Origin of the sequence: Streptococcus sp. SI1 (assembly GCF_030439945.1) — a bacterium.
GTDB classification, from domain to species: Bacteria; Bacillota; Bacilli; order Lactobacillales; family Streptococcaceae; genus Streptococcus; species Streptococcus intermedius.
Genome location: NZ_JAQFJE010000006.1, coordinates 39,173 through 63,846, shown reverse-complemented (window position 1 = coordinate 63,846; position 24,674 = coordinate 39,173). Strand labels below are relative to the sequence as shown.

21 protein-coding genes are annotated in these 24,674 nt (G+C 37.9%); 2 read left to right on the top strand and 19 right to left on the bottom strand.

The genetic code is table 11. From position 1 onward, the window contains the following. The first annotated feature begins 182 nt into the window (after positions 1 to 182). A complete protein-coding gene (locus PCY10_RS07970; protein WP_301558975.1) occupies positions 183 to 1,028 on the top strand; it encodes a MurR/RpiR family transcriptional regulator in 846 nt (281 codons plus the stop codon). A 70-nt stretch (positions 1,029 to 1,098) separates the two neighbouring features. Here PCY10_RS07970 and PCY10_RS07965 read toward each other — a convergent pair whose 3' ends face one another. The 17 genes from PCY10_RS07965 to ruvB form a co-directional block, all read right to left on the bottom strand. Continuing rightward, positions 1,099 to 1,983 (bottom strand): ROK family protein, encoded by an 885-nt coding sequence (locus PCY10_RS07965; protein ID WP_003077592.1) that lies wholly within the window; start codon positions 1,981 to 1,983, stop codon positions 1,099 to 1,101. Positions 1,984 to 2,000: 17 nt separating this feature from the next. Continuing rightward, positions 2,001 to 2,918, bottom strand: coding sequence for a dihydrodipicolinate synthase family protein (locus tag PCY10_RS07960; RefSeq protein WP_021002306.1), 918 nt, complete (start codon positions 2,916 to 2,918; stop codon positions 2,001 to 2,003). A gap of 25 nt (positions 2,919 to 2,943) precedes the next feature. Then, positions 2,944 to 3,591: a DUF624 domain-containing protein gene (locus PCY10_RS07955; RefSeq protein WP_021002305.1), complete on the bottom strand. Its 648-nt coding sequence runs from the start codon at positions 3,589 to 3,591 to the stop codon at positions 2,944 to 2,946. A 24-nt stretch (positions 3,592 to 3,615) separates the two neighbouring features. Beyond that, positions 3,616 to 4,071: a YhcH/YjgK/YiaL family protein gene (locus tag PCY10_RS07950; protein WP_003077717.1), complete on the bottom strand. Its 456-nt coding sequence runs from the start codon at positions 4,069 to 4,071 to the stop codon at positions 3,616 to 3,618. Positions 4,072 to 4,084: 13 nt separating this feature from the next. Further along, entirely contained in the window at positions 4,085 to 4,915 is an 831-nt protein-coding gene (locus PCY10_RS07945; RefSeq protein WP_003074938.1) for a carbohydrate ABC transporter permease, read from the bottom strand. A 16-nt stretch (positions 4,916 to 4,931) separates the two neighbouring features. Further along, positions 4,932 to 5,819 carry a carbohydrate ABC transporter permease gene (locus PCY10_RS07940; RefSeq protein WP_003074939.1) on the bottom strand — a complete coding sequence of 296 codons (888 nt, stop codon included), beginning with the start codon at positions 5,817 to 5,819 and terminating at the stop codon, positions 4,932 to 4,934. Positions 5,820 to 5,929: 110 nt separating this feature from the next. Next, a complete protein-coding gene (locus PCY10_RS07935) occupies positions 5,930 to 7,255 on the bottom strand; it encodes an ABC transporter substrate-binding protein (RefSeq protein WP_003074942.1) in 1,326 nt (441 codons plus the stop codon). Between the two features lie 45 nt (positions 7,256 to 7,300). Then, positions 7,301 to 8,005 (bottom strand): N-acetylmannosamine-6-phosphate 2-epimerase, encoded by a 705-nt coding sequence (locus PCY10_RS07930; protein WP_009567792.1) that lies wholly within the window; start codon positions 8,003 to 8,005, stop codon positions 7,301 to 7,303. A 292-nt stretch (positions 8,006 to 8,297) separates the two neighbouring features. Further along, positions 8,298 to 10,949, bottom strand: coding sequence for a bifunctional acetaldehyde-CoA/alcohol dehydrogenase (adhE, locus tag PCY10_RS07925; protein WP_021002303.1), 2,652 nt, complete (start codon positions 10,947 to 10,949; stop codon positions 8,298 to 8,300). A gap of 373 nt (positions 10,950 to 11,322) precedes the next feature. Further along, a complete protein-coding gene (locus PCY10_RS07920) occupies positions 11,323 to 13,140 on the bottom strand; it encodes an acyltransferase family protein (RefSeq protein WP_301558974.1) in 1,818 nt (605 codons plus the stop codon). Continuing rightward, complete coding sequence (locus tag PCY10_RS07915) at positions 13,130 to 13,543, bottom strand: MORN repeat-containing protein (protein ID WP_021002301.1); 414 nt, start codon at positions 13,541 to 13,543, stop codon at positions 13,130 to 13,132. Before PCY10_RS07915 ends, PCY10_RS07920 begins: the two co-directional genes overlap by 11 nt. 8 nt (positions 13,544 to 13,551) lie before the next feature. Next, a complete protein-coding gene (locus tag PCY10_RS07910) occupies positions 13,552 to 13,980 on the bottom strand; it encodes a low molecular weight protein-tyrosine-phosphatase (RefSeq protein ID WP_021002300.1) in 429 nt (142 codons plus the stop codon). Between the two features lie 250 nt (positions 13,981 to 14,230). Then, the gene (locus PCY10_RS07905) at positions 14,231 to 15,079 is read right to left on the bottom strand and encodes a class C sortase (protein ID WP_021002299.1); all 849 of its coding nucleotides are present in this window, start codon (positions 15,077 to 15,079) and stop codon (positions 14,231 to 14,233) included. An 80-nt stretch (positions 15,080 to 15,159) separates the two neighbouring features. Further along, positions 15,160 to 16,629, bottom strand: coding sequence for an isopeptide-forming domain-containing fimbrial protein (locus PCY10_RS07900; RefSeq protein ID WP_021002298.1), 1,470 nt, complete (start codon positions 16,627 to 16,629; stop codon positions 15,160 to 15,162). A 76-nt stretch (positions 16,630 to 16,705) separates the two neighbouring features. Beyond that, a complete protein-coding gene (locus tag PCY10_RS07895; RefSeq protein ID WP_021002297.1) occupies positions 16,706 to 19,432 on the bottom strand; it encodes an Sgo0707 family adhesin in 2,727 nt (908 codons plus the stop codon). A gap of 311 nt (positions 19,433 to 19,743) precedes the next feature. Further along, the gene (locus PCY10_RS07890) at positions 19,744 to 20,310 is read right to left on the bottom strand and encodes a nucleotidyltransferase family protein (protein WP_021002296.1); all 567 of its coding nucleotides are present in this window, start codon (positions 20,308 to 20,310) and stop codon (positions 19,744 to 19,746) included. Between the two features lie 5 nt (positions 20,311 to 20,315). Continuing rightward, entirely contained in the window at positions 20,316 to 21,314 is a 999-nt protein-coding gene (ruvB, locus tag PCY10_RS07885) for a Holliday junction branch migration DNA helicase RuvB (protein WP_021002295.1), read from the bottom strand. 406 nt (positions 21,315 to 21,720) lie between these two features. On the opposite strand from ruvB, the gene PCY10_RS07880 reads away from it, so the two are divergent. Beyond that, the gene (locus PCY10_RS07880) at positions 21,721 to 22,488 is read left to right on the top strand and encodes an N-acetylmuramoyl-L-alanine amidase family protein (protein ID WP_021002294.1); all 768 of its coding nucleotides are present in this window, start codon (positions 21,721 to 21,723) and stop codon (positions 22,486 to 22,488) included. Positions 22,489 to 22,583: 95 nt separating this feature from the next. Here PCY10_RS07880 and PCY10_RS07875 read toward each other — a convergent pair whose 3' ends face one another. Together PCY10_RS07875 and lacD are read right to left on the bottom strand one after the other, a co-directional pair. Next, complete coding sequence (locus PCY10_RS07875; protein WP_301558973.1) at positions 22,584 to 23,630, bottom strand: aldose epimerase family protein; 1,047 nt, start codon at positions 23,628 to 23,630, stop codon at positions 22,584 to 22,586. Between the two features lie 42 nt (positions 23,631 to 23,672). After that, the gene (gene lacD / locus PCY10_RS07870; RefSeq protein ID WP_021002292.1) at positions 23,673 to 24,674 is read right to left on the bottom strand and encodes a tagatose-bisphosphate aldolase; all 1,002 of its coding nucleotides are present in this window, start codon (positions 24,672 to 24,674) and stop codon (positions 23,673 to 23,675) included.

Here is a 24,674-nt window from a genome sequence, read left to right as displayed (position 1 = left end):
ATCAACCTCCTCATTTATGCGCTTACATTTATTATATCATTAATTTGGTTTACACATCACTTCGATAAAATATTTCAATAAATTTACAATTCCAATCCAGCCTTATCTTAAAAAAGCATGTTATAATATAACTACATAAGTAACAAATTGTTATATAGTAATGCAATGGAGATAGTGTTTGTATGAAAAATACGCAACGTATCATGGCGAGGATTGAAAGCCATTTTGATAGTATGACCGAGTTAGAAAAGCGGATTGCAAACTACTTTTTAAACCCTTCTAGTATCTACGACGATCTTTCCTCACAAAAAGTTGCGCAAACTCTCTACATCTCCCAAGCAGCATTGACTCGCTTTGCAAAAAAATGCGGATTTAAAGGCTATAGAGAGTTTAATTTTCAATATATTCACCAATTGCAAGGTAGTATTGAGCAAACAGAACATTTACAAAACGACCTATCTCGTAGAGTTCTACGAAATTATACTCAAATTCAGCAACAAACTGAAGAATTGATTGATGAAGACAAACTACTGCGCGTTGCTAATCTCATCGAAGTAGCTGACCGCGTCTATTTCTTTGGAACTGGAAGCTCTGGTCTCGTCGCACGTGACATGAAATTGCGGTTCATGCGACTTGGTGTTATCTGCGAAGCCTTGACAGATCAAGATGAGTTTGCTTGGACAACGAGTATCTTAGACGAAAATTGCTTGGTTATTGGATTTTCTTTGTCCGGAGGGACACAATCTATCATCAATAGTCTCATTGATGCTCAAACAATGGGGGCCAAAACAGTGTTAGTAACAGGTCACTCCAACAAAGTCAAAGAAACCTTTACCGAAATCATCACCGTCGCTACTCAAAACAAGCCAGAATATATTTTACGCATTTCAGCACAATTTCCTATGCTACTGATGATTGACCTCCTTTATGCCTTTTTCTTAGAAATTGACCGAGAAAGAAAAGAAAAAATATTCAACAGCTTTTGGGAAAATCAAAAATTAAATGGCTATTATAGGCGACATAAATAATGCATCAAACAAAAACGAGCAGCTCCTCACTGAAGGATTTGCTCGTTTTCATTAGATAGGAAGTTTTCCGTTAAGGATGTTTATTTTTAAAGTGATAATAAGCTCCAAACATACCAGCTGCATTTTGATGGTGAGCAAAAGCAAGTTTGGTCTTTTCAGCGATACTTTGTACCAAACAAGATTTCATGGCCGCTTCAATTCGAGGGCGGAGAATCGCTTCTTGCCCCATAATACCACCACCCAAAATCACCACTTCTGGATTGACTACATAGCAAATATTCGCAATCCCTTGTCCCAGATAGTTAACCATGCGGTCAATGCCTTGGATACAGCGTGCATTTCCTTCTGTTGCTTCCTTGAAAATGCGCCGTCCATTCCACATAGCAGGTTCCTCGTCGTGAAGTTTTGCTACATAATTGACCAAGGCAGTCGTTGAAGCCACATCTTGGAATGCACCATCTGATAGATACACATAACCGACTTCACAAGCTGAATTACTAAAACCATGAAAAACCTGACCATCCACCAGCAAACAACCGCCGATACCCGTCCCAATCGTCAAACAAATCGCAATATTCGTGCCCTTTCCACTCCCGGACATGACTTCCGCTAAGCCAGCACAATTGACATCGTTTTCAATCTCACAAGGAACGGCAAATGTTTCTTCTACCACTTTCTTGAACTGAGTACCAGCATAATTTGGAATCTGAGGGCCAGCATAAAAGATTTCTCCTTTATCTGGATCGACCATTCCGGCTGAGGAGATACAAACCCCAGCAACTGGAATTTGTTCTAAATAACGTGCTACAATTCCCTTTACCTTGTGTAAAATTTCTGGACCGCCCTTATGAGCCTCTGTTGGGATTTCATGCGCTTCCAGCAAGGTGTCCGTATCATCAATCAGACCATATTTGATATTTGTTCCACCAATATCAATGGCAACATATTTCCCCATAATCCACCTCTTTTTTATTACAAGAACGTTTCCTTAGCTACACGAATCAAGCGAGCTGCTTCTTCTACAATCGGACGATCTGTGTCTGTCACTGGTGTTAACGGAGCACGAACAGAACCAATGTTTAGACTTTCATTGATTTTCAAGACTTCCTTGATGACAGAATACATATTTCCATGTGCAGCAGTTAATTTTCCGATAATAGTGTTGATGGTAAATTGTAATTCTTTTGCTCTCTCCAATTCTTTGTCGGCAATCAATTGGTTGAGCTTTAAGAAAAGTTCTGGCATAGCCCCATATGTTCCGCCGATTCCTGCTCTTGCTCCCATCAGGCGACCGCCTAAAAATTGTTCATCTGGCCCATTAAAGACGAGGTGATCTTCCCCACCAAGTGCTGCAAAGATTTGAATGTCTTGGACAGGCATAGAAGAATTCTTCACGCCAATCACACGTTCATTTTTGAGCATTTCTTTATATAAACTTGGCGTCAGAGCTACACCTGCCAACTGCGGAATATTGTAGATCACAAAGTCTGTATGTGGGGCAGCCGCGCTAATATCGTTCCAATATTGAGCAATCGAGTATTCTGGCAAACGAAAATAAATCGGTGGTATGGTCGCAATAGCGTCCACTCCCAAGCTTTCTGCATGGCGCGCTAACTCCATACTATCCTTGGTGTTGTTGCAAGCGACGTGAGCAATAATAGTTAATTTCCCTTTTGCCACTGCCATTACTTCTTCCAAAATCAATTTTCTATCAGCAACACTTTGGTAGATACATTCACCAGATGAACCATTGACATACAATCCTTGAACTCCTTTGACGAGAAAATATTCTACCAAGGCCCGCACACGTTGCGGACTAATCTCGCCTTGATCATCATAGCAAGCATAGAAGGCCGGAATGACCCCTTCATATTTTTTTAAATCTTTCATATTTTATTCTCCAAGTTAATTGGTTTTATCGTTTACACTTATTAAAAATAGTTTCCATAATAGGCAATTGTAAAAATCCTAGGGCTGCAAACCCGATTAATACAAAAAGAGTAAAGCCCAGCAGCAATACAAATCCTGAACTAGAGAGGAAAAAGACGATTACAGCTAATAAGGCTATCATCAAAAAGAACCACGGGAAATGCAAACTCACCATGATCAGTCCTGTTTGTAAGATATCTTTTACCGTCATTTCAAACTTAGCTGCCAAAGGATAGATGCATAAAAACAGCAAACTAGTAAAAATAATGACGCCGATACAGGTTACTTTCAGCAGTTGAAATGGCATTGTTTCCTGCCTCCAAAAAAGCACAAGGTCAAATAGACTGATTCCTACAACTAGCAGTTCTAGTAAACCAAGCTTTAAACCGACTTTCCAACTTTTCCGAAAAGCCTGTATATATGCCACTGTGACTTTTATACGACGTGCACCTTTGATTTCAAACAAGGTCTGATATAGACTAACTTTTGCAATACCAATCGTGACAATCGGCAGACACGTCAAAAGAAAGATAAGATTCACAGTAACCAGATCTAATATTTTCTCACATACTCTCATAAAGAAATTATCTGTATCAAATAGACTTCGTATTAACTGAGAACCTCTCTTTTCCATGGTTCTACCTCCTAATCAATTATTTCAATCGTTGAGCAAAACTTTGACGACACATTTTTTGACCTTCTTACCTTTCCCAGCAAGTCTATTGGGCTGATGAGACTCATTGGGTAAAAATAGAACAAAATTCTGTTTATCCAAATAAAATGGAAGAGATTGCTCACAAGTCACAAAGCCAATGTCCTTCTTTTTATCATACGGTTTTCTCACTTCTTTTACCCTGTTGCCATATCGAATGATTTCATGCCCTGCTAAAAGCAAATGCAAGTCCAGATAATGGTGATGAAATTCAAATTCATCTGTCGTGTCAGAACACAATTCATTTTCCTGTACAAACAGAAATACTTTTTCTCCGTCAATCTCATACCGTCCCGAATCATAATCGTTTACATCGTGAGTTAAGAGATAATCAATAGCACAATCCAAATGCTTATGGATACCTTTGTAATGGGCAAGATTTTCCAATTCATCGAAAATCATTCGTTTTCCCTCCTTATCCTTTCACAGCTCCCATGGTAATACCTTGTGTGAAGGATTTTTGGAATATTAAGAAGACAGCTACAATCGGAACAGCTGCCATCGCAGCACCAGCCATAATCAAACCATAATTCGTTGCCATTTCAGCTTGCATCGTTGCCACTCCAAGTGAAATCGTTAGATTCTGCCGTGATGTCAACATGACCAATTGCATAAAGTAATCATTCCATGTGTTGATAAAGGTAAAAATGGCAAGGGCAGCAAAACCTGGTTTCACAATCGGAAAAGCAACATTCCAAAATGTCCGAATCTCACCACAGCCATCAATCTTAGCAGATTCTAACAATTCCGTTGGGATATTTTCACTAAATTGCTTCATGAGGAAAACCCCAAAAGGCCAACCGACAAGAGGCAAAATAACTGCAGCTAGTGTATCATGAATTCCCATAAAGTTGACGATACGGACCAAAGGAACCAGTACTACTTGTTTAGGCAGCGCCATGGCAGCGATAAAAGTTGCAAAAAGAATCCGCTGCCCATAGAAACGTTTCTTCGCTAAAACATAACCTGCTAAGGAAGATGTGATACAAACCAAAAACATGGTCGCTAGCGAGATAAAGACACTATTCCACATCCATTGCAGGGCTGGGTTTTGCACCATCAGCTGTTGGAAATTTTCTAATGTTGGCATCTTAGGCCACCATTGAGGTGGAATGACAATCGTATCTGGTTGAGACTTAAAGGCTCCGGTCAAAATCCAATAGAAAGGGAAAACAAAGAGAACGGTCAACACCAATAGAATAATCGTTGAAATAACCGTAAAGGCACTGATTTTTTTCTGTTTCATCTTGTCTCTCCTTTCGTTAATATTCGACATCATTTCCAAGAATCTTGAATTGGGCAAAGCTAATCAAAGCAATCATGACAGCTAAAAATACTCCCATGGTATTAGCATAACCATATTCAGATAACTTGAAGGCTTTTTCATACAGGTAATACATCAATGTACTGGTTGAATAGTTTGGACCTCCGGATGTCAACAGCTGAATCAAGGCAAAACATTGGAAGGAATTGATTGTTGTAATGATCGCAATATACAGAGTTGTTGGCAAGAGACTTGGCCATTTAATCTTCCAAAAAACTTGCAGCTCTGTCGCTCCGTCAACACGCGCAGCTTCCACCAATGAATTGTCAATGTTTCCCATAGCAGCAATATAGAGAATAATAGGCTGTCCGACAGAAGTTGTCAACAAAATCACAATAATCGCCATCAATGCCCAATGCTTATCTCCTAGCCAAGAAATATTCTGGTTGATAACATGTCCCGACTTCAGTACGAAATTCAAAATCCCTGACAGCGGGTCGTAAATCCATTTCCATACAACCGTTACAGCTACACTCCCTGTTACCACCGGCAAGAAGAAGACGAACCGATAAAATGACCGTGCAATCGCATTCTGACTATAGGTTTGAGAAGCCACAAACAAAGAGAACAGAACAACAATTGGTACCGAACCAATAACAATAATCACCGTATTAATGAGAGATTTAATAAAGACTGGATCTTTAAACATTCGTGAGTAATTGTCCAATCCAACGAATGAAAAGGAAGTCATAGAATAATTAAAGAAACTCGTTACAAATCCCATCACCATCGGTGCCAATACAAAGACAATAAAGAATAATAGAACTGGTGCCAAAAAAGCATAGGAAATCACCGTTTCTCTCATTCTTATTTTATTCACTTTCACATTCAACACCTCATTTAGCTAGAGGAGATACTGACCTCCTCTTTTTGATAAAAAATTCCCTTTTCCTATTTTATGAAACCAACAACAGAAAAAGGGAAATCGTTACATTATTATTTTTTACTTTTTTTAATGGTTTTATTTGCTTTTTCTGTAAAGGTCTTCAAAGCAGATTCAACTTTTTCATCGCCATTTGAAACAGATTGCAACATTGGGAACCAGAGTGTTCTCATTTCTGCAAATCCATCAATCGTGTTGTAATATGGTGAATAATATTTTGTCCAAGTGCTGATTTTTTCCATCCGTTTGTCATTATATAATTTTCCAAATGAGGAACGGACTGGGAAGGCACCTGTACGAACAACATTTTTTGGCCCCCACTTTTTATCATCCGCAATAAATTTGACAAACTTTTTAGCAGCTTCTACTTTCTTTTTATCTTTATTGTTAAAGATACCAAAACCATTTACAAGGTATTCCAAAGCTGGTTTTCCGTTATCTGATGGGAATGGCACTTCCACAACTTCGACGCCACTGGCTTTCAAGAGTTTAGCTTGGATGCCTTTTTGCGCAGGTGCCCAAAGAACAGTATAAGAAGTTTGGCCATTTGCAAAGTTTTGAATATCTGCTCCACCATCGAATTGAGAGCCGTTTGTCATCAAACCATCTTTAATCCAACTAACTGCTTTATTTAGCCCTTTGACAAAGTTTGGACTGTCTGTTGTATATTTTGTCACTTTATCATCTGTAACAGAACCACTATACAAATTAGCAATGAAAGCACGTGTTCCTTGGTCACCACCTTGACCATTACTGAAGAGCGAGCCAGGAGTATACCCTTTAGCTTTCAATGCTTTTAATACTTTTTCAAAATCAGCAGTTGTCCAGCCCTCTTTAACAAGGTCTAACACACCAGCTTCTTTCAGCATTTTCTTGTTCAATGCCATGTAAAATGGTGCAGAGCTAATTGGATACATATAAGCTTTGTCACCAGCTTTGCTAGCCTGAATGATTTGATTGTTATTGACATCTTTGACAAAATCATTTGTAAAGAGATCGTTCAAATCCGCCAATTTCCCATTTTTACCATATTGAATGATCCGTCCAGGTGCATCAAAGAGGACATCTGGTGCTGTTCCTGCTTCAATCGCAGTTGTAATTTTTTCTGGCCCCGATTTAAAGTCAATCGTTTCCAATTTCACCTTAATATCTGGATTAGCTTTTTCAAATGCCTTAATAATCTCTTTTTCATAAGTGCCAACACCATCGCTTGCTTTTGCTTGCGTGAAAACTGGAAATGCCCACCATGTAATCTCCGTTTTACCAGAAGAACTGCCTGAGTCAGCTGACTTCTTTGAACCACCTGAATTTCCACATGCTGCCAAAGATAAAATTGCAGCTCCTGCAACTAACGAACAAAGTATTTTCTTCATCCTCATATTGTTTCTCCTTTTATTGTCATCCTTTTTAGGATAAAATTGTTCCTACTTTTCACTTACTGCTGCAACAAAACGCTCTGTAATTTCTTTTGGACGCGTAATGGCACCACCTACTACAATTCCTCTAACACCTAAGTCATGAATCGTTTTGGCTTCACTTGGATAATGAATTTTCCCTTCCGCGATAACATCCAAACCTGCATCACATAAGTTTTTTATCAAATCAAAATCCGGCCCCTCACATTGCAAACTATAAGAAGTGTAACCCGACAAAGTTGTCCCTACAAAGTCCACACCCGCTTCTACCGCAGCAGTTCCCTCTTCAAAGGTACTCACATCTGCCATGAACAATTGATGAGGATATTTCTCCTTCACTTGCTTGATGAAATCCACAATCTTTAAACCATCAAAACGCTCCCGCTTTGTACAATCAAAAGCAATCACTTCAATATCAAGAGCTGCCAGTTCATCAATTTCTCGCATCGTTGCGGTAATAAATGGCTCTTGAGGTGGATAATCTCGCTTGATAATACCAATAATGGGTAGCGAAGTGACCTCTTTAATTTCCTTAATATCCCGCACGCTATTCGCTCGAATACCAACAGCACCTCCTTGTTCAGCCGCTTTCACTAAAAGAGGAATAACCCCACCTGCATCAGTATAAAGCGGTTCATGTGGCAGAGCTTGACAGGAAACAATAATGCCATCTTTTATTTTGGCAATCAGCTCGTCTTTTGTCATTTTTGCCATAGACAGCCTTCTCCTTTACTATTGTAGATTGATTTTTAAAGCGCTTTCAATCTCACAATGCTATTATAGCTGTTTTTTAAAGTGCTTTCAACGAAATCCGATTTTTAGGTTTTAATTTCTGTAAACGGTTACTTTTTCTTAAATTCTGAAAGTAGTTTCAACAAAAACACCCCAAATGTTAGACATAGAATCTAACATTTGGGGTACTGTTCTACGATAAGCAGAAGAAATACTCTTCAACAATTGAAAAACCTCCCTACTTTTTTGTAGGGAGGCATGACTGATAAAGAACTTATTTCCGACGTCCTGGACGTTCTTTGTATCCATAATATGCATCTTCAATAATTTCTTGCATATGATCAACCATTGGAAGACGAGGATTCGCTGGTGAACACTGATCTTCATAAGCTAAGAATGCTAACTCACGAGAATGTTCTTTCCATTCTTTCTCATCGATTCCTTGATCACGGAAGTTCATTTTAATTCCTACACGCTCACCAAGTTCGTAAACCGCTTTGGCATATGATTCAACGGCTTCTTCTGGAGTAGAAGCTGGAAGACCGAGCAATTTAGCAATATCTTGGTATTTTTCATCAGCACGGTAGTAGTTGTACTTAGGCCATGTAGCTGCTTTAGCAGGGCGAGTACCATTATAGCGAATAACATACGGCAACAGGATGGCATTTGTCCGACCATGAATTGTATGGAATTGTGCACCAATCTTGTGAGCCATTGAGTGAGAAATTCCAAGGAAAGCATTGGCAAACGCCATACCCGCCATAGTCGAAGCATTGTGCATCTTTTCACGAGAGTGGAAATCAGCATTCTTCACAGAATTTTCAAGATGTTCAAAAACTAATTTAATCGCTTGCAATGCCAAACCGTCTGTAAAGTCATTTGCCATTTGAGAAACATAGGCTTCTGTCGCATGTGTCAATACGTCCATACCAGTATCAGCTGCGATAAATCCTGGAACAGTCAATACCAGCGCAGGATCAACAATGGCAACTGTCGGCGTCAATGAATAGTCTGCAATTGGGTATTTACGGTTATTAGCTTTATCAGAGATAACAGCAAATGGAGTAACTTCTGAACCTGTACCTGAAGTTGTCGGAATACCGATAAATTTCGTTTTTCTGCCAAGCTGAGGGAACTTGAAGGCACGTTTACGAATATCCATGAATTTTTGAACAAGGTCATGGAAATCTACTTCTGGTTGTTCATAGAAAAGCCACATAACTTTTGCCGCATCCATTGGTGAACCACCACCCAAAGCAATAATTGTATCCGGTTTGAAGGTACGCATCAAATCTGTTCCCTTCATTACGGTCGAAATATCTGGATCTGGTTCAACCTCTGCAAAGATTTGATAGGTTACTTTATTGCGACGAAGTTCTAACTGCTCAATAATGCGGTCAAGGAATCCTAATTCAACCATTGAGTGGTCTGTGACAATCATGACACGCTCTACATCACGGCATTTTTGTAGATATTGAATTGAATTGCGTTCGAAGTATGTTTTTGAAGGAACTTTAAACCATTGCATATTATTATTACGTCTTCCTACTTTTTTGATATTCAAGAGATTTACAGCACTGACATTATCACCAACAGAGTTGCGTCCATAAGAGCCACATCCTAATGTTAATGAAGGTAAAAATGCATTGTAAACGTCCCCGATACCACCGAAAGTAGAAGGTGAATTGCAAATCACACGAATCGCTTTTACAGCTTTACCAAATTCTTTTGTCAATTCTTCATCTGCTGTATGAATAGCAGCTGAGTGACCAAGTCCATGGAATTCAACCATTTGACGAGCCTTGTTAATGCCGTCTTCACGAGATTCTGATTTCAAAACAGCGATGACTGGTGATAATTTTTCACGTGTCAACGGTTCTTTTTCGCCAACTTCCTTACATTCTGCAGCCAAAATATTTGTATCTTCTGGTACAGAGAAACCTGCTTGTTCCGCAATCCAAACAGCTGATTTACCAACAATATCTGGATTTAATTTAGCACCTGCGCAATTTTTGCTGTTGGCTTTCACACCAAAGCAGAACTCTTCTAAAAGAGCTTTTTCTTTCTTATTGACAAAGTAAGTGTGATAAGATTTAAACTCTTCAAGAAACTCATTGTAGACTTCTTTATCAATGATAACAGCTTGCTCAGAAGCACAGACCATTCCGTTATCAAATGATTTAGACATCACAATATCATGAGCTGCTTGGCGGATATTAGCTGATTTTTCGACATAAGCTGGTACATTTCCAGCACCAACTCCAAGAGCCGGTTTCCCACATGAGTAAGCAGCTTTCACCATCGCATTTCCACCAGTTGCAAGGATTGTTGCAATCCCTTCGTGGTTCATCAGTGCTGAAGTAGCTTCCATTGATGGTTGAGTAATCCACTGTACACAATTTTCGGGCGCACCTGCTGCAATCGCTGCATCACGCACGATTTGTGCCGCATGAGCAGATGATTCTTGAGCTGATGGGTGGAAAGCAAAGATAATAGGATTACGCGTTTTCAAAGAAATTAATGATTTGAAAATTGCTGTTGAAGTTGGGTTTGTTGTCGGTGTGATCCCACAGACAACGCCGACTGGTTCTGCAATAAGTGTCAAACCAGTCACGTCATCTTCATCAATGATTCCAACAGTTTTGGTATGGCGCATATTGTTTACCACATGTTCACAAGCAAAAAGATTTTTGGTTGCTTTATCTTCAAAAACACCACGCCCAGTTTCTTCTAGAGCATGTAAAGCCAGTTGACCATGTGCATCAAGCGCAGCAACAGAAGCTTTCGCAACGATATAATCAACTTGTTCTTGATCTAATTTACGCATTTCCTCAAGCGCAACAAGACCCTTTTGAACAAGTTCATCCACGTGTTTTTGAGCAGCTAAGACTTTGTCTTCTTTTGCTACAGTTTTTTTATCAGCCATATCTTCCTCCAATGGTTCTTAGGATTTTAAAACCCTTGTTAATTTTTTCACAAGATTATTATACCCTATTTTCCTGATATTGTAAACACTTTCACTTAAAATTCACAATCTTTTTATTTTATTTTGTGAATACCTTTTAAAAACGCCGTTCTAATCACATTTTTACAATCTATATTGTGAAACAATAAATATAAAATATTTATTTCACATACTTTCTCTGAAATTTGTTGAAATATAGCAATTACAAAGAAAGCGCTTTCTTGATGTAGGCCTTCATTTTTGCTGTAAAATCACCAAATAGTATTTAATATGAAAAAACTCTATGAACACTAAATCCATTCACAGAGTTTCGACTGTTATTCAAAATATAAAGCTACTTCTTTACACTTCCTTTTTTCGTTGCCTCATCAATCGTTTGTTTGATTGTTTGAGCATATAGTTCCCCACCTTTGGTGATAGTCGTGGACTCTGCACCAAAGTGTACATAATCTGTACCATACCAAATTTCGGGATGCTGAATTGCCGTCTTATACCAATCCGCTACAAAAACATAATCATACTTTTTAGCCAATTCTAATTCATACTGCCGCGTTTTTACAGCAATACTAGCCCCATTATGTGCAGTGCGTCCATCATAAGGCGTAACTAAAATCAAACGATGACCTTTCGGTAGCTTTGCCACTATTTGATTGAGCAATGCTTCATAGTTTTCTACAGTATTTGTACCAAGGGCAACTACCACATTCTCTAGTAAAATTTTATTTGAAATAGCTGTTTGATAAACTTCCAAACCAGACGACAAATTACGGCTAACAGCAGCATCCACTTGAATTTCTGGCATAGCTTGTTTAAGCCATGCACTTGCCCTCAAGGCGACAGAATCTCCGATGACTGTCGTACCTTTTGCTACATTGTATTGACTCGCAGTCGCATTATCAACTTGTGTACGAGTAATTTGCATTTTATTATCAGCTTGAACTAAGCTATTTGTCAAGAGATTTTCTTCAAAAGCACCAATTTTAGGAGCCGTTATGATGATGACCAAAGCAACTAACGTTAAGGGAATTAAACTATAAAATGCGGGCATTGTGATTTGCTTGATATCCATTTTCAAGCCAAATACTTTAGGTGGTTTACCAGCTAAAGTCGGCTCCAAAAGGTAGAAGGAGCCCGCAGCAAAAGCAAAGGAGAGAATGGTGGTCAAAAGCACTGCCAAACCATTGTTCAATAATTGAGAAAAAATGATATAGAATGGCCAATGGAACAAATATACACCATAGCTCGTATCTGCAATAAATGTGATAACAGGCGGCTCATCAAGATGTGGCGTTTTTTCGTGTAGCACACGCGTTGCTAGAATCATCACTAATGAAAAGACTGTGGAAAAAAGGAAACCAAATAGATAGGTTAATAAATTGTCAAATTTCAGAAGAAATGTCAGTAACAGCAAAGCTCCAAAACTAACACCAAGTAGATAGAAGGTTTTTTTCAAATCAAGCGCCTGTTCCATTTTTCGGAAAGGTGCCCCTAAGTCACTTATGCCTGAAACTGTAGCGAGAACACTGCCAGCAAAGAACGGAAAAATATGAGTAAAGCTTGAAAAGTAGATCACAGAGAAGTTTGAAGAGAAAAATGCTCTTATAAACATCGAAAGAAAACTAATGAAGAATAAGGCAGATGATAAAAGAAAAATCATTCCGCGAAATTGTCCAACCGATTTACTTTTTTTCGCTAAAAACCAAGTAGCCACACCCCACAATAGATAGTAGTGCATTTCCAAGGCCAAACTCCATGTATGTACAAAAAGATGCGGGATAAACTGACTTTCATAATTTCCGCCAGATAAAATTTCAAAAAAGTTTGTCACAAACCCTAGAGCTGCAGCAATCTGTGTGCCAATACCAGCTACAAAATCTTTCCGAATCAACACTGTAAAAGGCATGACAATCAAAACCATCAACACAAGCGGTGGCACAATCCGATAAAAGCGACGTTTCAGAAAGCCTCTGAGATCAATTGCCTTACTTCTAACAAATTCATCAATCAGGAGTGATGTAATCAAAAAACCTGAGAACGTAAAGAATATATCCACACCGATAAATCCACCAGGAAAAGCCTTCTGAAAGAAATGATAGAGTAAAACTAGGAGTAAGCCTGTTATCCTCACTAATGAAAACCATTTAATGCGCATTTTGATAAATCCCCTGTTTAAACTTTCCCTTGTAAACAACATTATTTTCTGTTGTTAATTTACCTTGTCCTTCAGGCTGACCGTTAACAAAATCACCCTCATACTTCCAGCCAGTCTTAGCAGTAAATGTTCCTTGTCCATCAAAAGTTCCATTTCTAAAATGACCTTTATAGACATCACCATTTTTAAAAGTCAACGTTCCCTGTCCGCTCATTCTACCACGAACCAGACTACCATTATATTTAATTGTTCCCTTATCTAAAGTCAATGCCCCTTGGCTAGGAATACCTGATGTAAAAGTCAGCAATGCTGATAGAACAATAACAGTTACTGCTAATAGCTCCAAATTGTGTCTTGTAATATACATGTTATATTTTTTGTAAAACTCTTTTAATGTATCCATGCTCTCCATTAATCTTCGCTTTTTACACGCTCAATCCATTTCTGACAGCCTGCCAAAACAAGCTGATAAGTCTCTTCAAAATCACCTGTGTACCACGGATCTGGTACACTTTTTTCTGCAAATTGAAAAACCTTCTCCAGATATTCATCTGGCGCAATTTTCATCAACTCTTGAAAATTAGATTCATCCATTCCAACAATATAATCAAAGTCTACAAAATCCTGCCGAGAAACTTGCTGAGAAGTTTTAGTTTTGTCATAAGGAATGGCATATTTTCTAAAAATCCCTTGTGTTCCAGAATAGATTGGATTCCCATGTTCCCAATCCGAAGTCGCTCGACTTTCCACATAAAATTCATCTGTCAAATTCTTCATCACAAATTCTGCCATTGGACTACGACAAATATTTCCCAAGCAAACAAACACAATTTTCTTCATAACATAGACCTCTTTACTATTATAACAAAATCTAAAGAAATATCACTTTTAATCCTCTCTAGTAAATAAAAAAATTCAAAATAGACTCTTACAATCTCTTACTTCTAAGCCACAAAGCTAACACAACTATCATAACAAAGATTATCTCACACAAATAAAAAGACTGAACTCTTTTGTACTGATCCCCAAAAGTTAGACATAAAAAATCTAACTTTTGGAGGTCAGTACACTCTTCTCAGCCTTTAATATTTTAATAAACTTTCATTTTGAGCTGCCGCCTTCTATATCGAAAATAGACAAGTGCAAAAATGATAAAAAGAATCGTTCCTCCCGTAATCAGAATAAGATGTAACACAGGATGCTGCCTAGTCGACTTATTGATTGCCTCTGAATTTTCTTTCTCTTTAAATATTCGATGTCCCCTAACTAACAAACGATGTGTATTCACACCATAAGGTGTACAGGTCACAAGAGTACAATAATCTTGTACAGGGTCAATTTTTAAAGCAGACAAATCTTCTGGTTTCACAGTCAAACTCTGATCTACTTCATAAATCAGCGTTCTTCCTAAAACGTGAATCATAAATGTATCACCGTTTTTTAATTGATTTAAATTTGAAAATAACTTTGCTGAAGGCAGACCGCGATGACCTGAAATAACTGCATGAGTCCCTTTCCCTCCAATGGGAAATGACGTCCCTGGAATATGCCCGATTGCTATTTCCAACACAGCCTCATCTGTTCCATGATAAATAGGAAGCTTAGTCTTTAGCTTAGGAATCTCAACATAAGCCATGATACCTGTTCCAGTGATATCTAAAATCTTGTTATAACGATCTTTTGCAGCGTTAGTAAGATTAAGATGAGGATTAATACCTACGGGAAGTAGTTGATTATAAGCCTCTGCAGCTACTAGCAATCTCTTTCCCCTTTGCCGACTCATATCATTCACATCATGTTTATAAGCTGCAATCGCCTTAGATTGATGATAAGAATTCCAAATATTACTAAATGTAGGATACAACAGTAATGATAACCCACTTAACAAAAGACCTATCAACAAACATGTAATGAAATGTTTCTTTATAAAAGAAAGCATGTTAAATGAGTTCACCCCCTTAAGTAAATAAAGGAGATAGATATTCAATTCCATCTCCTTTTCACAATATATAGTTTACATTATTGTGCATTCGTACGTTTTCTGATAACAAGTAAAGTTCCTGCTCCAATCACTAAGAATGAACCGATTAGATAAAGAACTGTCGTTCCGATGCTACCCGTTGAAGGAAGAATTGAGCCTTTCTTATTGACAACATTGGTCGTTAATGAACCAGCAGTAGTGTTGGCAGTAAAAGTCAATTTATTTGTAGAAGTTGATGTAGCCGTTAATGTCTTTAAAGTTGGATTATCAGATGTCTTGTCAACATCAGCAGTAATTGTAAATTCTACATCAGCAATTGTATTATAGCCAGCAGGCGTGGTAGTTTCAGAAAGTTTATAATCCCCAGCATTCAGTCCTTTAAAGGTAAAAGTCGTAGTTTCACCAGCTGCTATTTCTTTCACCTTATTGTAGGTCCCAGTCGAATCTTTCTTATACAGTGTGAAGCCTGCTCCTTTAAGAGGTGTTTTTGAATCTTGATCTAATTTATTTACGATAACTTGATAAGTGAAAACAACAACTTTATCCTTTGGTGTTTCACCCTTACTTCCACCACCCGTACTATTTGGATCATTTGAGTAGGTTAGACTAGCAGTATTTGAGTTCCCTTCTGATCCAATCACTGCGTTTTCATTTAGTTTTGCAGTATAGCGTACAATAACTTTCGAATCTTTTGTAATGTTTACAGCTTGACCACTATCATCTGTTGTTACGGTTTTCAAATTATTTACCGCATAACTTGACCCATTTGTAGCAATCGTGAATTTACTAGTTATTTCTTGTTCAGTAGAACCATTAACAACATAAATTTTTGCGTCATTATTATAAGTCAAGCCAGATGATAATGAATCGTTAAATGAAAGATAATATTCCTTATATGATTCATAATTGCTTGGCAACGTTGCAGTTAATTGGTATGGTACTGAATCGCCAATTGCATAGCTAGCCGCATCCTGATAATCAGTCCCTGATTGAACCTTCTTTTCAATTTTTGGTACATCAGATTTTAAATTAGCCTGTGTGTTCTTAACGACTTCTAAAATAAAGCGAGTATAAGCATCATTGGTTCCATTTTGTGAACCATCCTTATCTTTAACTAGATAGTAACCAGCAGCCAAACCTGAAACAGTTGTTGTAGTTGCTGTACTTGCTACTGTTGCAGAAGGATTTTGCAAATATGGTGCAACATCTTTTGCAAATTGTTGCGCTTCTGCCGCATCTTTTGTCTTTCCATCTAAACTTTCAGCTTTAGCAACAGCATCTCCAAGAGCCGCTTGCCCCTCTGCACTGACTCCCGTTCCCCATTTTATATTTGAAAGAGTACTATTAGATAAATCCCCACTAAAGATTTGATAAACTTCGTAAGTATGACCAGTTGTTGTTCCGTTTAAAGTTAATGTATAGGTATCTGCATTAGCGAACACCTTGCTGCCGATAACCGTCATTAATACAGCTACAAGGCTCATTAACGCCCATTTAAAGTTTTTCATATTTATTCTCCTTAAGATAAATTACCGATTTTGATTTTTAATAAAGAAAGGGAAATAGTGTTTATTTAAAATTAGCTTATTTTCTTGTTAGATGGTGCTTATAACGTAAGACTAAGAAAATTATAGAAATTGCGGTAAGTATTCCACCAGCAAGCATGTAAAACATTACGCCTTTGCCTCCTGTATTAGGCAAACTATATTCTTTTTGAACAGTGTTTGTAATCGTAATATTTCCATTATTGTTGGCAGAATATGTTGTGTCATAACCTTTAACTGCATTTTCTTTAACAGTATAGTTTATTTTTTTGCCATCACTAGTATATTCTGGTAAGTTGGTAAATTCATGTGTCCAATTCCCATTCGCATCAGCAGAAATTGTCACTGTTTGAATGACCTTACCATCCGCTAACAGGTTAACAACAATAGATTGCGGGCGTTTTTTGTACTTGTCATTATCATCATCCCATACTTTTGTGGCTTTAACACTCGTTCTCGTTGGAGTGGGGTTTTTCGTTGTATTGGTTTTAACCTCATTGTCTCCGGATACTACTTGAGCTGTATTTTCAATCAGCTTGCCATTGGCATCATCATTTACTTTTACTTTAAAAGTAACCTTAAAAGTTTCACCATTGGCAACATTCTTCGTCCAAGTAAGCTTACCATTAGCGAAGACTCCCCCGTTATCTGCCGACCCACTAACATAGGTTGTATACTCAGGAATAGCATCTGTAATGGTAACATCACGTGCTTCACCAGTCGTATTTTGATAAGTTACTGTGTAAGTAAGCGTCTGTCCCCACTGAACTTTTTTGCCATCAATACTAAGATTGGAATCATTTAAGACATCTTTTTCTGGTTTTTTAGGCGTTGGATTATTAGTAGGATTGGTATCTACATTTGTTAAGCCATCACTCACATGTCCAATATTAGTGATTTCCTTACCATCCACATTATCATTTACTTTTACTTTGAATGTAACTTTAAAAGTTTCATTCTTAGCAACCCTTTTGACCCAAGTGAGTTTACCACCAGCATATACACCACCATTATCTGCTGAACTATCTACATATGTTGTCAGTTTTGGAATAGTATCTGTAATGGTAACATCGCGATCACTGTCTGTTGTGTTAGTATAGCTAATAGTGTAAGTTAGAACATCTCCAGATTTAACTGCTTTACCATTAATCGTTGTACCTGAAGCATCTTGAACATCTTTCACTGGTTTAGTATATTCTTCGATAACCCATTTCCCAATAAAGTGGGCATCTTTGTTATTGATAACCTCAGAATCTTTATCATAGCCCTTAAAAATCCAGTTACCTTCTGGAACACTAACCTTAACAATCCCATTCTTAGGTTGGTCTGGTGTTACGGTTGTTCCATTCGGAATATTCAATTGATCTGTTGGTAATAAATCTAGAACAGCTTTTGGTAAGTTCTTGCCTGGTGTTCCACTAATAAATTCGTGCGTTTTTTTATAGAGAACTTTGGTCGTGACAGTATTTGAATGAGATGGAACATTATCTATCTCCTGAGTAACACGGTTTTTAATCTCCGTCCCATTTTGCAGGATTTTATTATTCGTTACCGTCTTATAGGTAATCGTATAATTTTGACCACCATTACCTCGAACTAGATGTTTTTGGTCAATAGTAACTGTTACCTTTTGCCCTTCAACTGTTACGGTATAATCTGTTCCCTCCGTTAATGTCCTTCCTTCAAGCTGAACGGTGAGGCTCTTATAGTCTAATCGTTCATCAAAAGTATCAATCATTTTCATGGAAGTCAAATCACCAATAACATCTTTACCTGGAACCGGCATCTTATATTTAGCTGTATAGGTCAACTCTTGACCAACTATTGGCTTAATAGTATCTTTGTCCACTTCTTTTGTAGGTGGTGTGGACGGTACTTCAGTATAGAATCCAAAGAGTCCTCCACACACAGCCGTTGTTCCATAAGAAAAGGACATTTTATTATCCACTGAACGAACCGCAAGTCCTGTTTTATTATGTTCAGCCCAATCGCCACTTGTTCCAGCAGAATCTGTAGGTAGCCATGTCGTTTTATTGCCAGTAGTTGCTTCTAGAAGATTATTAGCGTTATTTTCAACTATCTTATCAATTGTATTATTGATATTATATAACGAGAATGATTCTTTCAAATTCCCACTGATAACATCAATATCAGAGGGATTCATAACCATTTTTAAATCACACGGTGTTCCATCCTGATATTTTAGTTCAGCTGTTACATCAGCATCAAACCAATAAGTTTGATACATATCATGCGTAACATTTGCATGATCTAAGTAGATATAGTCCATAATTTGAATAGACTTTGTTCCCCAGTTTTCATCTACGGTTAAAAAAGGGACAACTGTTTTTGCTTGATTATAATAGTCACCGTTCTTACTTGCAAGATGAGTTTTAACATTTTTAATTGTTACATACACATCAACAGTCTTACCATAGACTGTACCAGCATTGGTGAACTTCAAAGTAAGTGGGCGAGAGAAATCTTGTGAATCTTTAGATTTGTCTACTTTCAAAGAGAACACTGTACTTTGTTTTGGACGATTCCCGTTAGGTGGGATAATATCCTTCACAACTGAGCTACCTTGATTAAGAATTTCCATATTTTCTTGTGTCAAAGTAAATTGGTACAAGTTAATTCTCGACAAATCTGTATCATCTTTAATTCTTGTCAAAGCAAAAGAATTCTGCGTTGAAAAAATCAAGCAGAAAAAACTTAAAATAGCTATTATTGACAGCGAAATCTTTTTATATGTCAAATGAACCATAAACCTTCTCTCCTAACTTTACTCTCTTTTCTATAAAATGCACTTTATTATACATTTATCATCCAAAATATTAAAGTATCATCACCAGTTTACTATTATATATCAAACTTTTGTATAAGTCAACGTCTTTAACATATATTATAAAATTACTCAATCAAAAAAAGCCACCGATTAGATGGCTCTTATAGGGAGATTATTATGAAAAAGAAAAGTTTTTAGGAGTTCAAGTTAAGCTTTTCTCAACTTGTGACTATAGTATAACGATGTTGACTTAAATTTTTCTTAAAGATTTTACCTTTTTCTAAAAAAATTTAAAGAAATTCGATTTGAAGCTTACTCCACTTCTTCTGCCACTCTTTTTTCTGTATTCTCTTATTATAAAGTTGTCTCCTACTTATATCTTCTAGGAAATGTGGAGTGGGCTGAACATAAAAATGGAAGATATCATCTAAACCGTAAGGAGCAAAAAGTTCCAACTGGCCATTCTCCAGCAAACGCAACCCCACAGCTGTACATCGCTCTGGATATTTACTCATGGCGTCTTGTGAGCTAGTATAGGGGCGGGTATTGGGACTGTGGAGATGCATATAGACTTGATTTTTGACTTCCCAATGGTAACTAGGGTAAGCTCGCTTAAGTCGGTTTTCAATGTTGATCGTTTCCTCATACGAAATATCTGGGTCAAAGAAAATCACATCCACATCGGTTTCTGCATTAAAACCCGATTTCCCCAATAGAATATTCCAGATAAAGTTTCGTACGCTACCAGCAGCCAACCAACTATCTTTTAATCGCAAACTGCGAATAAGCGTCAACATAGTCATTAAATCTTTATCTGCTGCGAACTGTTTTAAAACATCCTGCTCTGCTATTTTCATAAATTCTACTTTTCCAAATATTCATAACCCAAATGCTCATAAGCTTTACGCGTTGCTACACGTCCTGTTCGAGTTCGCATAACAAAGCCTTTCTGAATCAAGTACGGCTCATACATATCTTCCACCGTTTCTTGCTCTTCTGCAATATTGACAGACAAGGTTCCTAAACCAACAGGTCCGCCTCCATACACCTCAATCATGGTTTTAAGAATCTTCTGATCCACATAGTCTAAGCCTTCTTGATCCACATCAAGCATCGTCAGGGCTTGATCGGTAATCCGATCATCAATCAATCCGTTCCCCATGATTTGAGCAAAATCTCGTACGCGTTTGAGAAGCCGATTGGCAATTCGAGGGGTCCCTCTGCTACGTAAAGCCAACTCCTCAGCCGCTTCATGTGTAATCTCCATCCCAAAGATTTCGGCCGTCCGCTCTACAATCTCGGTCAAATCCGTCTCTTCATAGTATTCCATATGTCCAGTAATACCAAAGCGAGCCCGCAAGGGATTTGACAACATACCAGCTCGGGTCGTTGCCCCAATCAAAGTAAAAGGTGGTAAATCCAAATGAACACTGCGACTGGTTTCACCAGAACCAATCATAATATCAATGTAAAAATCTTCCATAGCACTGTAAAGCACTTCTTCAACAGACATGGGTAAGCGATGAATTTCATCGATAAAAAGGACATCTCCTGGCTCCAGATCATTCAAGATCGCTACCAAATCGCCCGATTTCTCAATCACAGGCCCCGAAGTCTGTTTGAGATTGACTCCTAGCTCATTCGCGATCACAAAAGCCATCGTCGTTTTACCCAATCCCGGAGGTCCGAAAAGTAGGGTATGATCTAATGCCTCATCTCGCAACTTGGCTGCCTCAATAAAAATCTTCAGTTGATTTTTAACCTTATTTTGGCCTATATATTCTTGTAAGTACTGGGGACGCAATGTCCGCTCAACGAGCTCTTCGTCTCCCATCAATTCATTATCTAACATTCTATTCATAACTATTATTATAACAAAAAATAGGTTAGATGGATAAAGTAGATTAATAGCCAGAGAAAATCTGCCTAATTTGGTATCCTACTTTCTATTCACTTCCTCATCCATACAGATACTGGCAGTTTTCACTATTAAAAAACCAATCCTCTTCCATTCAGAAGAACAAATTCATACTGAGCTTTTTATTAAATTTTCATTTCTACTTTATTCTTGAAGAAGCTATCATTTTGTCAAACTACTGTGCATCCTTTTGAGAATATTTGTTTTCCAATCAAACAGAATGTCATTTAGAAATCAAAGAACCCCTTTGATGATTACGGATTGATTTATCATTTAAAATATGTTACCTTTAATATGATTCATTTTGTATGCGCATACATTGTTGTTGTTTTATGAAAGGAGATATCAAATGAACAACATCCTTAAATACAGTTCAAAGCTTTTCTTCTTAGGACTGGCAGCCAGTACAATAGCTCTAGCCACTAATGTTCCTGCAACTGCTGAAGAAACACCTCAAGCTGGACAAGAATTGGTCAATCGCGCTGATGGGCAATGGATTAAGGACGCTACTGGTTGGTGGTTCAAATATCCTGATGGCACATATCCGAAAAACCAATGGAAACAAATCAATAGCCGATATTACTACTTTAACAATCAGGGTTATATTACTACTGGATGGAAGCAGCTAACTGGCTTTAATAAACACAAAGAGGTATCCTGGTATTATTTTGATTCCACAAACGGAGATATGAAAACAGGTTGGCAAGCCATTAATGGAAAATGGTACTATTTTGATCCAACAGAAGGCTATATGCTAACGGGAGTTAAACAAATCGGCGCACCTGGAGTTAGAAAATATTACTATCTCCATCCGACCAACGGCGATATGCAGACAGGTTGGCATAAATTACCACATTCCTATGCAAATGGGGAAACCATTTACTACTGGCGTTATTTTGATCCAGAAGATGGACATAGAGTTGAAGGTTGGCGGAAAATTGATGGCGATTGGTATCATTTTACAAGAGGCATGGGCGTTATGTCCTCATCTGCATGGAACGGCCAATATTATCTAAAGGAAGATGGAAAAATGGCACACGATGAAACTCTTTTAATTCGCGGAAAATATTACACTTTTAACTCAGATGGTATTGTAACGAGTGTTAAAGAAAAATAAAGCTATCACTTCATATAAAACAACCCAGCAGAATTGAACTGCTGGGTTGTTTGTATTCAAATACAGAATAATCTATCAATATTTTTTCGATATAGCTATTTATCCTGCTCCACAGTAGCATGATAAATGGTCGTGCTGGTAAAAATCTCGCCTGCTTTCAAGATAACATCTGATTTCAAATCGCTATGAATCGCATCAGGAAGTCCCTGAGTTTCCAGAGCTAAGCCGTTGTGCTGGATCATGGGATGCCCATTTAAAATGACCGTGTCATCCACAAAGTTTGCTGAGTAAGTCACCAAACAAGGTGCACTAGTTTTGAAAGTGAGGTAACGCCCAGATTGTGACTCATATAGAGATCCAGCGTATTCCTGCTTTTTATCCAAAGCAAATGGATGATCTAAACCGGAAACAATCTGAATCTGCTCATCTTGATCTGCAAAAATATCCTTCATAGAAACGCCTTGGCACAGCTGTTTTACAAAGTTATGTTCTGAATCTGGTATTTTAGCAGGTATTCCATCTGGTGCGATAGGATAGACACCGAGAGTATTCAGCTGCAAAATACAATGATCAATTGGCTGACTGAAATCGCCTGTTAAGTTAAAGTAACTGTGGTTAGTTGGATTAACTAAAGTGTCCTTGTCCGTTTGAACTTGATACGAAACCTCTAGCTCACCCAATTCTGTTAAAGTATAAGAAACCCAGACCTTCAAATTTCCTGGAAAACCACCTGTTCCGTCTGTGCGTTCAATATAAAAAGTGACACTTTCATTCGTGACCTCTTCCACTTGAAAAATGGCACTATCCCAGCCAGTAGACCCGCTGTGATTACAATTTTCTGCATTATTGACCTCTAACTGATAGGTTTCTCCATTCAACTCGAACTCAGCCTTTGCAATCCGTCCTGCAACTGGTCCAACGCTTGCGCCATATTTAGGGCTATTGCCTACATAAGCATCAAAAGAATCAAACCCAACTACGATATTTGTAAATTCATGATTTCTGTCCGGAGTGACATATTCTAAGACAGTCGCTCCATAAGTCATGACTTTCAAACGATAGCCCAAATCATTTTCAAATGTGTAAGAAACAATATCTTGCCCTTGAAATGTTCCGAAAATAGCTTCTTGATAAGATTTCATACAACTTTCCTTGTTTTTATTACCATTTTACATTTTCCTATTTTAAATTTCTAACTTCTCCATCCACGAAACAGCTGTTTCACGTAAGACACGATTTAAGTCGTTAATATTTTGACGCCCTGTTTCATCCAACCAAGCTCTAGCTGCATCCGCTCCTTGATCTGCAAAGACCGTAACAGCTTCTTTCCAGGTAGCACGACCACAAAGGACACCATTAAATTGAGAACCTGCCTCATGTGCCACTTTCAGTGTTTCTTGGAAAAGCTCTGCGCTAACTCCAGCACTCAAGAAAATAAATGGTAGATGCGTCGCATCAGATTGTTCCTTAAAGAAAGCCTTAGCTTCTGCGAGACTATAAACTGGTTCTACTCCATCTTTAGCAAAACCTTCTACAAAATTCATATTTACAGGAACTTCGACTTTTAAAACGTCTACATTATAACGTGGTTCTGAAAAGAGCTTCATGGCTTCATTGACCTTGTGAGGTTTTACTTTTGCATAATCTGCATCTACTACACTAGCACGCTTCGTATCATAAGTCAGAATTTCAAGGAAATAAGGTATATTTTCTGCTAGACATTCACTCCCTACTCGCTCAACCCAAGCTTGTTTGATATCGTTGATTTCAGGTTTGTCATCTACATCATAATAAATCAAAACTTTGACTGCATCGGCGCCTAGTTCTTTAATGCGTTTAGCAGACCAATTTGGTAGCAAGTCTGGCAGGCGACCTTCTGTTGTCGCATCATACCCTGTCTTTTCATAAGCAACAATAAGACCGCACTCTGATGCCCGTAATTTAGTAGCGGGGACACCATATTCTGGATCCAAAAGAATAGAAGTTGCATACGGAGTCAACTGACTGGAAATCAATTGTTTAAACTCAATCAGTGCTTCATCGCCCGATACAGTACGTGCACCACTTGCCAGCATTTTTTTCAGCGAACCTCTCTGATCAATCGCCAAAGCTCCAATCATACCATTTTCATCTGACAGCTTCCTTAAATGTGATAACTTTTCGTGACTAATTTTTAATTTTTCCAT

What these genes read in the sequence shown, in the direction of transcription:
- PCY10_RS07890 (WP_021002296.1), bottom strand. Translation starts at nt 20,310, where the DNA reads ATGAAAATAGCAGAGCAGGATGTTTTAAAACAGTTCGCAGCAGATAAA.
- PCY10_RS07960 (WP_021002306.1), bottom strand. Translation starts at nt 2,918, where the DNA reads ATGAAAGATTTAAAAAAATATGAAGGGGTCATTCCGGCCTTCTATGCT.
- PCY10_RS07935 (WP_003074942.1), bottom strand. Translation starts at nt 7,255, where the DNA reads ATGAGGATGAAGAAAATACTTTGTTCGTTAGTTGCAGGAGCTGCAATT.
- PCY10_RS07930 (WP_009567792.1), bottom strand. Translation starts at nt 8,005, where the DNA reads ATGGCAAAAATGACAAAAGACGAGCTGATTGCCAAAATAAAAGATGGC.
- PCY10_RS07920 (WP_301558974.1), bottom strand. Translation starts at nt 13,140, where the DNA reads ATGCGCATTAAATGGTTTTCATTAGTGAGGATAACAGGCTTACTCCTA.
- PCY10_RS07950 (WP_003077717.1), bottom strand. Translation starts at nt 4,071, where the DNA reads ATGATTTTCGATGAATTGGAAAATCTTGCCCATTACAAAGGTATCCAT.
- PCY10_RS07875 (WP_301558973.1), bottom strand. Translation starts at nt 23,630, where the DNA reads ATGAAATCTTATCAAGAAGCTATTTTCGGAACATTTCAAGGGCAAGAT.
- lacD (WP_021002292.1), bottom strand. Translation starts at nt 24,674, where the DNA reads ATGGAAAAATTAAAAATTAGTCACGAAAAGTTATCACATTTAAGGAAG.
- adhE (WP_021002303.1), bottom strand. Translation starts at nt 10,949, where the DNA reads ATGGCTGATAAAAAAACTGTAGCAAAAGAAGACAAAGTCTTAGCTGCT.
- PCY10_RS07955 (WP_021002305.1), bottom strand. Translation starts at nt 3,591, where the DNA reads ATGGAAAAGAGAGGTTCTCAGTTAATACGAAGTCTATTTGATACAGAT.
- PCY10_RS07900 (WP_021002298.1), bottom strand. Translation starts at nt 16,629, where the DNA reads ATGAAAAACTTTAAATGGGCGTTAATGAGCCTTGTAGCTGTATTAATG.
- PCY10_RS07905 (WP_021002299.1), bottom strand. Translation starts at nt 15,079, where the DNA reads ATGCTTTCTTTTATAAAGAAACATTTCATTACATGTTTGTTGATAGGT.
- PCY10_RS07945 (WP_003074938.1), bottom strand. Translation starts at nt 4,915, where the DNA reads ATGAAACAGAAAAAAATCAGTGCCTTTACGGTTATTTCAACGATTATT.
- PCY10_RS07965 (WP_003077592.1), bottom strand. Translation starts at nt 1,983, where the DNA reads ATGGGGAAATATGTTGCCATTGATATTGGTGGAACAAATATCAAATAT.
- PCY10_RS07915 (WP_021002301.1), bottom strand. Translation starts at nt 13,543, where the DNA reads ATGGATACATTAAAAGAGTTTTACAAAAAATATAACATGTATATTACA.
- PCY10_RS07880 (WP_021002294.1), top strand. Translation starts at nt 21,721, where the DNA reads ATGAACAACATCCTTAAATACAGTTCAAAGCTTTTCTTCTTAGGACTG.
- PCY10_RS07970 (WP_301558975.1), top strand. Translation starts at nt 183, where the DNA reads ATGAAAAATACGCAACGTATCATGGCGAGGATTGAAAGCCATTTTGAT.
- ruvB (WP_021002295.1), bottom strand. Translation starts at nt 21,314, where the DNA reads ATGAATAGAATGTTAGATAATGAATTGATGGGAGACGAAGAGCTCGTT.
- PCY10_RS07910 (WP_021002300.1), bottom strand. Translation starts at nt 13,980, where the DNA reads ATGAAGAAAATTGTGTTTGTTTGCTTGGGAAATATTTGTCGTAGTCCA.
- PCY10_RS07895 (WP_021002297.1), bottom strand. Translation starts at nt 19,432, where the DNA reads ATGGTTCATTTGACATATAAAAAGATTTCGCTGTCAATAATAGCTATT.